This window comes from Paracoccus sp. T5, from assembly GCF_048538155.2.
Lineage (GTDB): Bacteria > Pseudomonadota > Alphaproteobacteria > Rhodobacterales > Rhodobacteraceae > Paracoccus.
In genome coordinates this window covers 1,718,697-1,732,222 of the sequence record NZ_CM135809.1, presented here as the reverse complement: position 1 = coordinate 1,732,222, position 13,526 = coordinate 1,718,697, and the positions used below count along the sequence as shown (strand labels likewise).

At 68.6% G+C, this 13,526-nt stretch carries 12 protein-coding genes; 4 read left to right on the top strand and 8 right to left on the bottom strand.

Features of this window, described 5'->3' with window-relative positions; genetic code table 11:
* Positions 1-16: 16 nt before the first annotated feature.
* Positions 17-1,132 carry a glutamate 5-kinase gene (proB, locus tag ACNR9W_RS08535; protein WP_458478478.1) on the bottom strand — a complete coding sequence of 372 codons (1,116 nt, stop codon included), beginning with the start codon at positions 1,130-1,132 and terminating at the stop codon, positions 17-19.
* Positions 1,120-2,154: a GTPase ObgE gene (gene obgE / locus ACNR9W_RS08530; protein ID WP_419267803.1), complete on the bottom strand. Its 1,035-nt coding sequence runs from the start codon at positions 2,152-2,154 to the stop codon at positions 1,120-1,122. Before obgE ends, proB begins: the two co-directional genes overlap by 13 nt.
* 110 nt (positions 2,155-2,264) lie before the next feature.
* On the opposite strand from obgE, the gene ACNR9W_RS08525 reads away from it, so the two are divergent.
* From ACNR9W_RS08525 to eno, 3 genes are all read left to right on the top strand, one after another.
* Positions 2,265-3,665: a protein adenylyltransferase SelO gene (locus tag ACNR9W_RS08525; protein ID WP_419267804.1), complete on the top strand. Its 1,401-nt coding sequence runs from the start codon at positions 2,265-2,267 to the stop codon at positions 3,663-3,665.
* Positions 3,666-3,749: 84 nt separating this feature from the next.
* Positions 3,750-4,430 carry an endonuclease/exonuclease/phosphatase family protein gene (locus tag ACNR9W_RS08520; RefSeq protein WP_419267805.1) on the top strand — a complete coding sequence of 227 codons (681 nt, stop codon included), beginning with the start codon at positions 3,750-3,752 and terminating at the stop codon, positions 4,428-4,430.
* Positions 4,431-4,498: 68 nt separating this feature from the next.
* On the top strand, positions 4,499-5,773 hold the full coding sequence (eno, locus tag ACNR9W_RS08515) for a phosphopyruvate hydratase (RefSeq protein ID WP_419267806.1): 1,275 nt from the start codon (positions 4,499-4,501) through the stop codon (positions 5,771-5,773).
* Between the two features lie 39 nt (positions 5,774-5,812).
* Here eno and ACNR9W_RS08510 read toward each other — a convergent pair whose 3' ends face one another.
* Positions 5,813-7,234: an aminotransferase-like domain-containing protein gene (locus ACNR9W_RS08510; protein WP_419267807.1), complete on the bottom strand. Its 1,422-nt coding sequence runs from the start codon at positions 7,232-7,234 to the stop codon at positions 5,813-5,815.
* Between the two features lie 252 nt (positions 7,235-7,486).
* Here ACNR9W_RS08510 and ACNR9W_RS08505 point away from each other — a divergent pair, with 252 nt between their 5' ends.
* A complete protein-coding gene (locus tag ACNR9W_RS08505; protein WP_419267845.1) occupies positions 7,487-8,605 on the top strand; it encodes a TRAP transporter substrate-binding protein in 1,119 nt (372 codons plus the stop codon).
* Between the two features lie 74 nt (positions 8,606-8,679).
* On the opposite strand, the gene ACNR9W_RS08500 is transcribed toward ACNR9W_RS08505, so the two are convergent.
* The 5 genes from ACNR9W_RS08500 to cobU form a co-directional block, all read right to left on the bottom strand.
* Positions 8,680-10,551, bottom strand: coding sequence for a TRAP transporter large permease (locus ACNR9W_RS08500; protein WP_419267808.1), 1,872 nt, complete (start codon positions 10,549-10,551; stop codon positions 8,680-8,682).
* On the bottom strand, positions 10,548-11,177 hold the full coding sequence (locus ACNR9W_RS08495; RefSeq protein ID WP_419267809.1) for a TRAP transporter small permease subunit: 630 nt from the start codon (positions 11,175-11,177) through the stop codon (positions 10,548-10,550). Before ACNR9W_RS08495 ends, ACNR9W_RS08500 begins: the two co-directional genes overlap by 4 nt.
* A gap of 124 nt (positions 11,178-11,301) precedes the next feature.
* On the bottom strand, positions 11,302-12,024 hold the full coding sequence (cobS, locus tag ACNR9W_RS08490) for an adenosylcobinamide-GDP ribazoletransferase (RefSeq protein ID WP_419267810.1): 723 nt from the start codon (positions 12,022-12,024) through the stop codon (positions 11,302-11,304).
* Positions 12,017-12,970 carry a nicotinate-nucleotide--dimethylbenzimidazole phosphoribosyltransferase gene (gene cobT / locus ACNR9W_RS08485; protein WP_419267811.1) on the bottom strand — a complete coding sequence of 318 codons (954 nt, stop codon included), beginning with the start codon at positions 12,968-12,970 and terminating at the stop codon, positions 12,017-12,019. The genes cobS and cobT overlap by 8 nt, the downstream gene beginning before the upstream one ends.
* On the bottom strand, positions 12,957-13,487 hold the full coding sequence (gene cobU / locus ACNR9W_RS08480; RefSeq protein ID WP_419267812.1) for a bifunctional adenosylcobinamide kinase/adenosylcobinamide-phosphate guanylyltransferase: 531 nt from the start codon (positions 13,485-13,487) through the stop codon (positions 12,957-12,959). The genes cobT and cobU overlap by 14 nt, the downstream gene beginning before the upstream one ends.
* Positions 13,488-13,526: the final 39 nt, after the last annotated feature.

The window sequence follows — 13,526 nt, the reverse complement described above, 5'->3', positions numbered from 1 at the left end:
CGATCCAGGAAAGCCGTCAGAGCGCCATGTCGTCGCGGTGGACCAGCGCCGCGCGGCCGGGATAGCCCAGGATCGTCTCGATCTGCGCCGACTGGTGGCCGGCGATCAGCCGCGCCTCGACGGCGGTGTAGCGGATCAGGCCCGTCGCCAGCCGCTGGCCCTGGGGGCCGGCGATCGCCACCGGATCGCCCCGCCCGAAACTGCCCTCGACCGCGACGACGCCGGCGGGCAGCAGCGATTTCCCCCGCCCAAGCGCCTGCACAGCCCCTGCATCGATGCTGACCGTGCCTTTGGGCTTCATCGCCGCTATCCAGCGCTTGCGCGCCAGTTGCGGGTCCGCCTCGGGCAGGAACCAGCTGGTGCGGGCGCCCTGAGCCACGGCCGACAGCGGACGCAGCACCGAACCCTCGGCGATGGCCATCGCACAGCCGCCCGCCACCGCGGTGCGCGCGGCCATCAGCTTGGTCTTCATGCCGCCTTTGGAGAGGCCCGAGACCGGATCGCCCCCCATCGCCTCGATCTCGGGCGTGATCGCCTCGATCAGCGGCAGGTGCTGGGCGGCGGGATCGGTCTTGGGGTTCGAGGTATAAAGCCCGTCCACGTCCGACAGCAGCAGCAACTGGTCGGCGCCGCAGGTCACCGCGATCTGCGCGGCCAGGCGGTCGTTGTCGCCAAAACGGATCTCGTCCGTGGCGACCGTGTCATTCTCGTTCACGATGGGCACGACGCCCAGGGCCAGCAGCGTCTGCATCGTGGCACGGCTGTTCAGGTAACGCCGGCGGTCGGCGCTGTCCTCCAGCGTCAGCAGCACCTGCGCCGTGGTCACGCCATGCGGGGCCAGCGCCTCCTCATAGGCCCGTGCCAGGCGGATCTGGCCCACGGCCGCGGCGGCCTGCGCCTGTTCCAGCGGCAGGGTTCCCGGCGGCAGACCCAGGACCCGCCGGCCCAGGGCGATCGAGCCCGATGACACCAGCACCACGTCACAGCCGCGCGCGCGCCAATCCGCCACGTCGTCGCACAGCCCGCGCAGCCATTCGCCCCGCAGCCCCTCCGGCCCCACCAGAAGTGCAGAGCCGACCTTGACGACCAGCCGCCGCGCCTGTGCCAGCGCCGGCGACGTCACGGCTGCCATGCCCCTTCGGCGTCGTCGGACCGGGTGGGCGCCCGCGTCGGCTCGATCCTGGCCCAAAGGGCGCGCAGCACGTCGGTCACGCCGGTCCGCGCCACGCCCGACATCAGCAACACGGGGTGGCCCAGCTCGGCCTCCAGCTCGGCGCGGCGTTGGGCCAGGACCTCGTCCTCCAGCGCGTCGATCTTGTTCAGCGCCGTCACCCGCGGCTTCTGCATCAGGACGGGAGAATAGGCCGCAAGCTCGGTCAGGATGGTGCGCGCATCTACGGCCACGGTCTCGGACGTGCCGTCGACCAGGTGCAACAGCACGTTGCTGCGCTCGACATGGCCCAGGAACTGGTCGCCCAGGCCCCTGCCCTCGCTCGCGCCTTCGATCAGGCCCGGGATGTCGGCCATGACGAATTCGTGCCCGTCGACGCCGACGACGCCCAGGTTCGGGTGCAGCGTGGTGAACGGATAGTCGGCGATCTTCGGGCGCGCATTCGACACCGCGGCCAGGAAGGTCGACTTGCCGGCATTCGGCAGGCCCACCAGGCCGCTGTCGGCGATCAGCTTCAGCCGCAGCCAGATTGTGCGCTCCACGCCCTCCAGGCCGGGATTGGCGGTGCGGGGCGACCGGTTGGTCGAGGACTTGAAATGCAGGTTGCCCCAGCCCCCGTTGCCGCCCTTGGCCAGCAGCACGCGCTGCCCGACCTCGGTCAGGTCGGCAATGACCGTCTCTTCGTCCTCTTCCAGGATCTCGGTGCCCACGGGCACGCGCAGCACGACGTCATCGGCCGATTTGCCGGTCATCTGGCTGCCCATGCCGTGCTGGCCCGACTTGGCGAAGAAGTGCTGCTGATAGCGGAAATCGATCAGCGTGTTCAGCCCCTCGACCGCCTCGGCCCAGACATCGCCGCCCTTGCCGCCGTCGCCGCCATCGGGGCCGCCATATTCGATGAACTTCTCGCGCCGGAAGGACACGCAGCCCGCGCCACCGCCGCCCGAGCGGATATAGACTTTGGCGAGGTCGAGAAATTTCATCTGAAGGCTCCTTTTGCGGTCAGGCGATACGCCCTTGCGTCACGTCGCGCAAGGGTCGCGGGGTGGCAATGGCAGGCGCGTCTCCTATGTAATGAGGAAAGGAGACCGCGATGATCCGTTTCGACAACAGCTATGCCCGGATGCCCGAGGGCTTCTTCGCCCGCGTCAACCCGACCCCCGTCTCGGCGCCCAGGCTTCTGGCGCTGAACGGGCCGCTGGCGGACCGGCTGGGGCTGGACCGGGACCTGCTGGCCTCGGGCCCCGGTGTCGAGATGCTGGCCGGCAATGCCCTGCCGCCGGGGGCCGAGCCGATCGCGCAGGCCTATGCCGGGCACCAGTTCGGCGGTTTCGTCCCGCAACTGGGCGACGGGCGCGCGGTGCTGCTGGGCGAGGTCGTGGCCCCGGATGGCGCGCGCTTCGACCTGCAGCTGAAGGGTTCCGGGCCGACGCCGTTTTCGCGCCGCGGCGACGGGCGCGCTTGGATGGGCCCGGTGCTGCGCGAATATGCCGTCAGCGAGTTCATGGCGGCGATGGATGTGCCCACGACCCGCGCCCTTGCGGCGGTGGCCACCGGCGACATGGTCTGGCGCGAACAGGGCGGGCTGCCCGGCGCGGTCCTGACGCGCGTGGCCTCCAGCCATATCCGGGTCGGCACCTTCCAGTATTTCGCGGTCCGCGACCGCCAGGATGCGCTGGCGGCCCTGACCGACCACGTGATCGCCCGCCACTATCCCGATGCCACGGGCGCGCTGGACCTGCTGGACCGCGTCGTCGCGCGGCAGGCCGAGACGATCGCCCATTGGATGTCGCTGGGCTTCATCCACGGGGTGATGAACACCGACAACATGGCCATTTCGGGCGAGACGATCGACTATGGCCCCTGCGCCTTCATGGATGCCTATCACCCGGCGACGGTCTTTTCCTCGATCGACCGGACAGGACGCTATGCCTGGGCCAACCAGCCGCAGATCGCGGTCTGGAACCTGGCACAGTTCGCGACCTGCCTGATCCCGCTGATGGGGGAGGAGGAGGCCGCGGTCGAGGCCGCGACTGCCTCGGTCCACCGCTTCGCGCCGCTTTACCAGGCGGCCTGGATGCGCCGGTTCGGCGCCAAGCTGGGCATCGAGGGAGAGCCGCACCGCCCGCTGATCGAAGCCCTGCTGTCGCTGATGGCGCAGCAGCGCGGCGATTTCACCCGCGTCTTCGCCGGCCTCTCGGACGGCACCGCACGGGACGAGTTCACCGACCGCGCGGCCTTCGACGCCTGGGCGCGCGACTGGCAGGCGCTGTCGCCCGACCAGGCGATGATGCTGCAGGCCAACCCGCGCCGCATCCCGCGCAACCACCGGATCGAGGCGGCGATCGAATCCGCCGTGGCGGGCGACATGTCCACCTTCAACAGGCTCTTCGAGGCGGTCACGCATCCGCGCGATCTGCGCGACGATTGGGCAGACCTGTCCCATGCCCCGCTGGAGCAGGAGGTGGTCCATCATACCTTCTGCGGTACCTGAGGCCGGCATCGTGCGACCGCTCTTGCGGTGGACGCAAAAGTCGCAAGGATCGGGTGACATGACAGCGGGACGAATGCGCGGACAATGCTGAAACTGGCCAGTTACAATCTGCACAAGTGCCGGGGCGTCACCGGTCCCCATGCGCCGGAACGCAACTTGGCGGTCATCCGGGCGCTGGACCCCGACATCATTGCCCTGCAGGAGGTCGATTTCCGCTATGGCGTCCGCCCCGAGGCCCTGCCCCGCAAGCTGATCCAGTCCGAAACGGGACTAGTGCCGGCGCGGCTGACCGGGACCACCGACAGCAGCCTGGGCTGGCACGGGCAGACGATCCTGATGCGTCCCCACCTGGCCGAAATCGCGGTCCTGCGCCGCCTGCCGCTGCCGGGGCTGGAGCCGCGCGGCGCGGTGGCGCTGCGCCTGCCGGGCCTGACCGTGATCGGCGTCCATCTGGGCCTGGCACGCTCGTCCCGCCGGGCGCAGCTGGCGCGGATCACCGCGCAGGCGGCCCGCATCTCGGAAGATCACATCGTGATGATGGGCGATTTCAACGAATGGCGCGACGATCGCGGCCTGGAATCGCTGGCGGGGTTCCGGATCATCGCGCCCGGTCCCTCCTATCCGGCGCCGCTGCCGCAGCTGCGGCTGGACCGGATGGCCATGTCGCGCAACCTGGACCTGATCGAGACGGGCGTCTTCAACACGCCCGAGGCGCGCGACGCCTCGGACCACCTGCCTATCTGGGCACGGATCAAGTTGCCCTGAATATTGCGACTTTCGGATAGACCCCCGGCCCGCTATGAAGTCCGCGACGCAGATCAACGGAGGGCTTCATGACTGCCATCATCGACATTTTCGCCCGTGAAATCCTGGACAGCCGGGGCAACCCGACCGTCGAGGTCGACGTGACGCTGGAAGACGGAACGATGGGCCGCGCCGCGGTGCCGTCGGGTGCATCCACGGGCGCGCATGAGGCGGTCGAGAAGCGCGACGGCGACAAGGCCCGCTACATGGGCAAGGGCGTGCTGGAGGCCGTGGCGGCCGTGAACGGCGAGATCGCCGAGTCCCTCATCGGCGAGGATTCGACCGAGCAGCGCGCCATCGACGCCATGATGATCGAGCTGGACGGCACGCCCAACAAGGGCCGCCTTGGCGCCAACGCGATCCTGGGCGTGTCGATGGCGGTGGCCAAGGCCGCGGCCGAGGCCACGAACCAGCCGCTCTACCGCTATGTGGGCGGCACCGCGGCGCGCATCCTGCCGGTCCCGATGATGAACATCATCAACGGCGGCGAACATGCCGACAACCCGATCGACATCCAGGAATTCATGATCATGCCCGTCGCCGCGGAGAACATCCGCGAGGCCGTGCGCATGGGGTCGGAAATCTTCCACACCCTGAAGAAGGAACTGTCGGCGGCGGGCCTGTCCACGGGCATCGGCGACGAGGGCGGATTTGCCCCCAACCTGTCCTCTACCCGCGATGCGCTGGACTTCATCCTGAAGGCCATCGAAAAGGCCGGCTACAAGCCCGGCGACGACATCATGCTGGCCTTGGACTGCGCCTCGACCGAATATTTCAGGGGCGGCAAGTACGAGATGAAGGGCGAAGGGAAATCCCTGTCGCCGGCCGAGAACGTCGACTACCTGGCCGCGCTCTGCGACGCCTATCCGATCCTGTCGATCGAGGATGGCTGCGCCGAGGATGATTGGGACGGCTGGAAGATGCTGACCGACAAGCTGGGCGACCGCATCCAGCTGGTCGGCGACGACCTGTTCGTGACCAACCCCAGGCGCCTGGCCGAGGGCATCGCCAAGGGCTGCGGCAACAGCCTGCTGGTCAAGGTCAACCAGATCGGCACGCTGTCGGAAACGCTGGACGCCGTGCGCATGGCCGACCGCGCGGGCTTTACCAGCGTGATGTCGCACCGTTCGGGCGAGACCGAGGACGCGACCATCGCTGACCTGGCGGTCGCCACCAACTGCGGCCAGATCAAGACCGGATCGCTGGCGCGTTCGGACCGGCTGGCGAAATACAACCAGCTGATCCGCATCGAGGAAATGCTGGGCGCCACCGCCGAATATGCAGGCCGCAGCATCCTGCGCTGATCCTTTTGCGCGACCGGTTCCGGCCGGTCGCGCGCTCCTTCAGGCGGGGCAGACCTGCGGGCCCGCCGCGGTCATCTGACCCAGCAGGGACAGCGCCTCGGCCAGCCTTTCGCGCGGCATCCGGCAGTTCAGCGCGATCCGCACACCCTCCACCCCCGCATCATCAGTGCCCGAGGCGGTGAAATCGCTGGCCGGCCGCACAAAGACGCCCGCCCCCGCCGCCCGTGCCACCAGATTCTGGGCCCGCCAAGGCGCCGGCAGCGGCAGCCACAGCATCGGCACGCCCGGCTGGCTGACCGGCCGCAATCCGCCAAGCTGCTGCAGGGCCAGCAGCCGGCGATCCTCGACCTGATCCTTGACCTTGTCCGCGATCCGCACCGCATCGCCCGAGGTCATCAGCCGCGTCACCAGCCCCGTGATCGGCAGCGACAGGCCCATGTGGCTGTGCTGGGCCGCAACGCGCCCGGACTGCCCCATTCCCTCGGGACAGATCAGCATGCCGAAGCGCAGGCCGGCAGCGATGATCTTGGACAGGCTGGAGACATGCCAGACCCGCTCGGGTGCAAGGCTGCGAAGGGTCGGCGGTGCGTCCGGGCGGGGGTTCGCGGCATAGCACTCATCCTCCAGGATCTGCAGGTCGTGGCGCCGCGCCACCTCGACGATCTCCATCCGGCGGGGTGTGTCCATCGCGGCCAGTGTCGGGTTCTGGGCCGAGGGCGTCAGGCAGACCAGCCGCGCCCCTGACCGGCGCGCCACCCGGTCCAGGTCATCGGGGCGCAATCCCTGCTCGTCCATCGCCACCGGCAGCGTCTCGGCCCGCATCAGCCGCGCGGCATGGCGCATGCCGGGATAGGTCAGCGCCTCGGCCATGACCTTGGCGGGCCGGTCGGCCAGGCACAGCGACATCACCAGCGTGATCGCATGCTGGCCGCCCTGCGTCAGCACCAGGTCCGAGACCTCCACCGGGCCCAGGTTCCGGGGCGACAGCCAGTCCAGCAGCGCCTGGCGGCAGTCCAGGTCCTGGCTGAGCGGCGTGTAATCCAGCACCGACGATCCCAGAGCTTGGGCCACGGCGGCAAGATGGGCGCCGATGATCGCGGGCTGGCCGCAATCTGGCAGCTGTGGGATGCGCAGATCCACCGGCCCGTCCGGCCGCGCCGGGGCATCCAGGCTTTCGTAAAGCAGCGGCTGCGGTGCCGGCTGACGGGGGCGCGGGACGGCGATGAAGCTGCCGCGGCCGACATGGCTTTCGATGACGCCTTCGGAGGCCGCGACCTGATAGGCGCGCGCCACCGTCCCGGTGGTCACCTTCAGCCGCCAGGCCAGATCGCGCATCGGCGGCAGGCGCGTCCCCGGCACCAGCTGGCCGGACCGCGCCGCCTCGCGCAGCGCATTGGCCAGCGCCCGGAACTTGGGGCCGCCCTGCCCCTCAAGGTCGGGCTGCCAATCCTCGATCCCCATGACGCGTCCCCCTTGGCCGAACTGTCCAGCCGCCCGATTGTTAGCCCCGCGCCGCAGAACCGGCAATCGTCCAGATGGAACCGCGCCGGGTGTTTTCGACCAGCCGATCAATATTTAGCCGTCGAGGTGCGCACGACACTCGACAGGCCCGGAACTGGGGCTAAACTGCCGCTCATGCTGGGCGGGTTCTTCTGGACCAAAGGGGCCACCCGACCCGAGCCAAGGGAGAGATACATGAACCAATCCAAAAACTTGGGCCGCAGGTCCTTTCTGACAAAGGCCACCGTGGGTGGCGCGGCGGCCGCGGCGGGAAGCGTGCTGGCGGCACCCGCCATCGCGCAAGAGGCACCCCAGATCAACTGGCGGCTGGCCTCGTCCTTCCCCAAGTCTCTGGACACGATCTATGGCGGCGCCGAGGAGCTGTCCAAGCGCCTGTCCGAGGCGACCGATGGCCGCTTCCAGATCCAGGTTTTCTCGGCCGGAGAGATCGTCCCGGGTCTCGACGCGATCAACGCGACGACCGACGGCACCGTCGAATGCTCGCATTCGGTGGGCTATTACAACTGGGGCAAGGACCCGGCCTTCGCCTGCGGCGCCGACCTGCCCTTCACCTTCTCGGCCCGCGCCAAGTCTGCCTACAACTATCAGGGCGGCGGCATCGAGAACTACAACACCTTCCTCGAGCAGTATGACCTGGTCAGCTATCCGGGCGGCAATACCGGCGTGCAGATGGGCGGCTGGTACCGCAAGGAAATCAACTCGCTGGCCGACCTGCAGGGCCTGAAGATGCGCATCTCGGGCCTGGCGGGCCGGGTCGTCGAAAAGCTGGGCGTCGTGCCGCAGCAGATCGCCGGCGGCGACATCTATCCCTCGCTGGAACGCGGGACGATCGACGCGGCCGAATGGGTCGGACCCTATGACGACAGCAAGCTGGGCTTCCAGAAGGTCGCGCCCTATTACTACTATCCCGGCTTCTGGGAAGGCGGGCCGACGGTCAGCTTCTTCGTGAACAAGGGCCAGTGGGACGGACTGCCCGACAGCTACAAGTCGCTGTTCCGCACCGCCGCGCAGGCGACCGACCAGAACATGCTGGCGAAATACGACTATCTGAATCCGACCGCCCTGAAGGAACTGGTCGGATCGGGCGCGCAGCTGCGGTCCTTCAGCGAGGAGATCCTGACAGCCTCCTTCGCCGCCGCGAACGAGGTCTATGACGAGATCTCGGCCGAGAACGAGGCGTTCAAGACGCAGTACGAGGCGATGCTGCAGTTCCGCGACGACTGGTACCTGTACCAGCAGACCGCGGAATACACCTTCGATACCTTCATGATGATCCAGCAGCGCAACGGTGCCCTGGCATCCAAGAGCTGAACCGACTGAAAAGAAGAAAGCCGCCGCGATCCTGTCGCGGCGGCTTTTTCATGTCCGGGACCCGGGGTTGCGGGTCAGTTGCCCGACAGGCCGGGCGGCGGGCCGCCCAGGCCCAGGCCCAAGCCGCCGGGTGCCGCACCGCCCTCCTGCGGCACAGGGGCCTCGGCCGGAGCAGCCGCATCGGGCGCAGGCTGCGCCGGGGCCGGCTGCTGCTGGCCGAAGGGGGAGCCGCCCAGGCCACCAAGCGATCCAAAGCCGCCACTGCCCTGCTGGCCGGACTGACCCTGCTGGCCCAGCCCGCCGCCCAGACCGCCCCCAAGGCCACCGCCCAGACCGCCGCCGCCCATCGGGATCTCGATCCGCACGTTCGACATGTCCACGACCGGCCCCTTGTAGTGCATGACCATGCCGGGGAAGGCGATCACCGCGGCGATCATCAGGACCTGCAGCCCCACGAAGGGCGCGGCGCCGCGATAGATGTCGAGGGTCGAGACCTCGGACATCATTTTGCCGGTGACCTTGTCCTGATAAGGTTTCCGGGGCGCGACCGATCGCAGATAGAACAGCGCGAACCCCACCGGCGGCGTCAGGAACGAGGTCTGCATCGTCACCGCCAGGATCACCCCGAACCACACCAGGTCGATGTCAAGCGCATTGGCAGCCGGGATCAGCAGCGGCACGATGACGAAGGCCAGTTCGAAGAAGTCCAGGAAGAAGGCCAGGAAGAAGATGATCGCGCAGACGGCGATCAGGAAGCCGTATTCGCCGCCCGGCAGCGCGGTCAGCAGGTCGCGGACCCAGATATGGCCGTTGATCGAGTAGTAGGTCAGCGAAAAGACCGTGGCCCCGATCAGGATGAACATGACGAAGGCCGACAGGCGCACGGTCGACAGCAGCGCCTGATTCACGATGCCCAGGGACAGCCGCCTCTTGAGGCCCGCCAGGATCAGCGCGCCCATGGCGCCCATCGCGCCGCCCTCGGTCGGGGTGGCGATGCCCAGGAAGATCGTGCCCAGCACCAGGAAGACCAGCGCCAGGGGCGGGATCATCACGATGATGACCTCCCGGGTCATCGGCGACATCACGTTCAGCTTGAGGCTGCGGTCGATCATCGCCAGGGCCAGCATGATCAGCACCGTCAGGGCGGCGGCCCAGATGGCGCTGTCATCGCCCAGGGAGGCGCCCAGCCAGCGTTCGGTCAGCCAGTAGATGCCGACGGCCGCCAGGATCGCCAGGATCAGCGACCAGCCGCCCGACCCCAGGGGCCGCGCCTCGGGCGGCAGGGCCGGCATGGAATTCGGACGGATCACCGACATGACCATCACATAGACGATATAGACGCCCGTCAGCGCCAGCGCGGGCACCATCGCGGCCTTGTACATGTCGCCCACCGAACGGCCCAGCTGGTCCGCCAGCACGATCAGCACCAGCGAGGGCGGGATGATCTGCGCCAAGGTGCCCGAGGCGGTGATCACGCCCGAGGCGATGCGCTTGTCATAGCCATAGCGCATCATGATCGGCAGCGAGATCAGGCCCATCGAGATCACCGAGGCCGCGACGACGCCGGTCGTGGCCGCCAGCAGCGCGCCGACCAGGATCACCGCATAGGCCAGGCCGCCGCGGACGGGGCCGAACAGCTGTCCGATCGTGTCCAGCAGCTCCTCGGCCATGCGCGACCGTTCCAGCACGATCCCCATGAAGGTGAAGAACGGAATGGCCAGCAGCGTGTCGTTGCGCATGACGCCAAAGACGCGGTCGCCAAGTGCGCCCAGCAGGTTCCAGCCCAGGTTCACCTGGTCGCTGAGCGGCGTCAGGAAGACCCCGAAGAAGAAGAACAGAAGGCCGTTCGCCGCCAGGGCAAAGGCGATCGGATAGCCGAGCAGCAGGAAGCCCACCATCGAGAAGAACATGATGGGGGCCAAGTTATGGGCGATGAGGTCGATCACGCGCGGTTCTCCGGGTCGGAGGGCGGCGTGTCGGCCGCCAGGTCCTGGTCACGGCCCGCGGTCATCAGGCCGGCCTCTTTCAGCCCGGCCTCGTGGGGCGAGACATGGTGGTGGGGGTCGGGGATCCTGCCGCGCATGATGGCGATCTTCTTGATCAGCTCCGAGATGCCCTGGGCGAACAGCAGGCCGAAACCCAGCACCAGGATGCCGCGCGCGGGCCACAGCGCAAGCCCGCCCGCGTTCATCGAGATCTCTCCGTTGAACCAGCTGCGGGTGAAGGCGGGCCAAGTCAGCCACAGCATGATGCCCGTAAAGGGCAGCAGGAACAGCAGCGTGCCGACAAGGTCGATCCAGTGCTGCGCCCTGCGCGACCAGCGGCCATAGATGATGTCGATGCGGATATGCTCGTTCTCCAGCAGCGTATAGGCCGCCGCCAGCATGAAGGCGCCGCCATAGAGATACCACTGCAGTTCCAGCCAGGCGTTGGAGGACATGCTGAAGACCTTGCGGACGATGGCATTGACCGCGCTGACGACGATCGCCAGCAGGATCAGCCAAGCCACGCTGCGGCCGATCACGGTGGTGACGCGGTCGATGCCGCGCGACAGGGCCAAAAGGCCGCCCATGATATCTCTCTCCCTCAAGGCGCTGCCCGTGACGGGGCAGGGTGACCGGTTGATCCGGTGGTTCTTTGCCCCCGGGGTATGGGCCATCGGGGCCCGACCGGTCAAGTTTTTCGACCGGATGCCGCTACGTCAAGATGGCCATGCCCAGAAGGGCCGAGGTCTCGGCCAAAATGGCCGCTGCGCCCAGAACATCGCCGGTCTGGCCGCCCAGCAGGCGGCAGGCGCGGCGGGACACGGCGACCACGGCGACGCCTGCCAGCAGCAGCGCCAAAAGCCCGGCGCCTGCCGAGGGGGCGGTCAGGATCAGCAGGCTCACGCCGATGATCGCAGCGACCGCGACCCCGCGGCGCGAGGGGTGGCCCGCCCCCTGCCCCAGCCCATCGGCCCGCGCGGGCGGCAGGCTGCGCATCAGCAGCACCGGCGCAACCCGCCCAAGCGCCGCCGCGCCCACCAGGGCCAACGGCCCCAGCAGCGCCACCGCCGCGACGCGCAGCAGGCTGATAGAGACCAGGGCCATTGCGCCATAGCTGCCGATGGTGGAGTCGCGCATGATCCGCAGACGGTCCGCCCGGTCGCGCCCGCCGCCGGCATCGGCGAAATCGGCCAAGGCATCCTCGTGCAGCGCGCCTGTCAGCCAGACCGCCAGCGTCACCGACAGCGCCGCCGGCAGCAGCCCCGGCCCCAGCAGCCACAAGGGTAGGCCCGCAATGGCGCCGACGATCGCGCCGGCCAAAGGAAAGGCCCAGGCCGCCCCTGACAGCGGCAGCAGGCGGGGCGGCAGAAGGCGGCCAAGCGGCAGCCGTGTCAGGAAGACCAGCGCCAGCAGCAGCTGGTGGACCCTAGCCAATCCCAGCCTCGGCAAAGGTGGCCATGCCGTTGTGGCAGTCGAGCGCCGCGCGCAGCACCATCAGGGCCAGCGCCGCGCCCGAACCTTCGCCAAGCCGCATGTCCAGCGACAGGACCGGCTGCATCGCCAGCGCCGCGATCAGGCGCCTGTGGCCGGGCTCGGCGCTTTCGTGGCCGATCAGGCAATGGGCCAGCGCCTGGGAATCGTCCCGCGTCAGCACCGCCGCTGCCGCCGTGCAGATGAAGCCGTCGAGGATGACGGGAATGCGCAAGTCGCGCGCGCGGCGGATCGCGCCGCAGATCGCCGCCTGCTCCCGCCCGCCGAACGCCGCCAGCGTCTCGGCCGTGGTCGCGGGGGCATGCAGGGCCAGCCCTTCGGTCACCACGTGCACCTTGGCGGCCAGCATCTCGCCCTGCGCGCCGGTGCCGGGTCCGACCCAATCCTCGGCACGTCCGCCGCAGCTCGCGGCCGCCAGCGCCGCCGAGACGGTGGAATTGCCGATGCCCATCTCTCCCAGGATCAGGACCTGCGCCTGCGGGTCGACCGCGTCGGCACCGCGGGTCATGGCGTCCTGAACCTCGGCCGCGCTCATCGCTGGGCCTTGGGTGAAGTCGCCGGTCGGGCGCTCCAGGTCCAGCGCCACGACCCGCAGGTCCGCACCCGCCGTGCGGCAGAGTTGATTGATCGCCGCGCCGCCCGCCTGGAAATTGGCGACCATGGCCGCTGTCACCGCGGCGGGAAAGGGCGTGATCCCCTGCGCCACGACACCATGGTTGCCCGCAAAGACCAGCGCCTGCGCACGGTCCAGCCGGGGCCGTTCGCGGCCCTGCCAGCCGGCCATGAAGATGGCCAGTTCCTCCAGCCGGCCAAGCGATCCCGCCGGTTTCGTCAGCTGCGCCTGGCGCGCCCGGGCAGCCTCGGCCGCGCCTTCGTCAAAGTCGCTCATCAATCGCCTCTCGTGCAGGTTTCAGCCGCAGGGGCTGGCCGCTGACCGCCATCCAGACCTCGTCGGCCAGGTCGCCCACTGCCTGATTCATCCGCCCATGATCGTCGCGGAACCGCCGCGCCAGCGCATTGTCGGGAACGATCCCCTGGCCCAGCTCATTGGTGACCAGCACAACAGGACAGCTTTGCTGACGTAACGTCACCAGAAGCGCGCCGATATCCGCCGAACCCATGCAGTTCGACATCCACAGCGTCAGGCAATCGACCAGTCGCACACCCTGCCCCTCCGTGCGGATCAGCGCGCCCGCCAGGTCCAGCGGTTCCTCGACCGTGATCCAGCCTTCGCCGCGACTGTTCTGATGTTGCTGTATTCTTTCGCCCATCTCGCCGTCGCGCGCCTCGGCGGTGGCGATGTAGATGCGCGGCATTGCATGGCGTGCAACCAGCCGCTCGGCCAGTGCCGACTTTCCCGACCGCGCGCCGCCGGTGACCAGCGTGATATATCCCCTGTCCGTCATGCGGGCATCTTTTCCACAGGGCGGGCGGCTTTGAAAGCG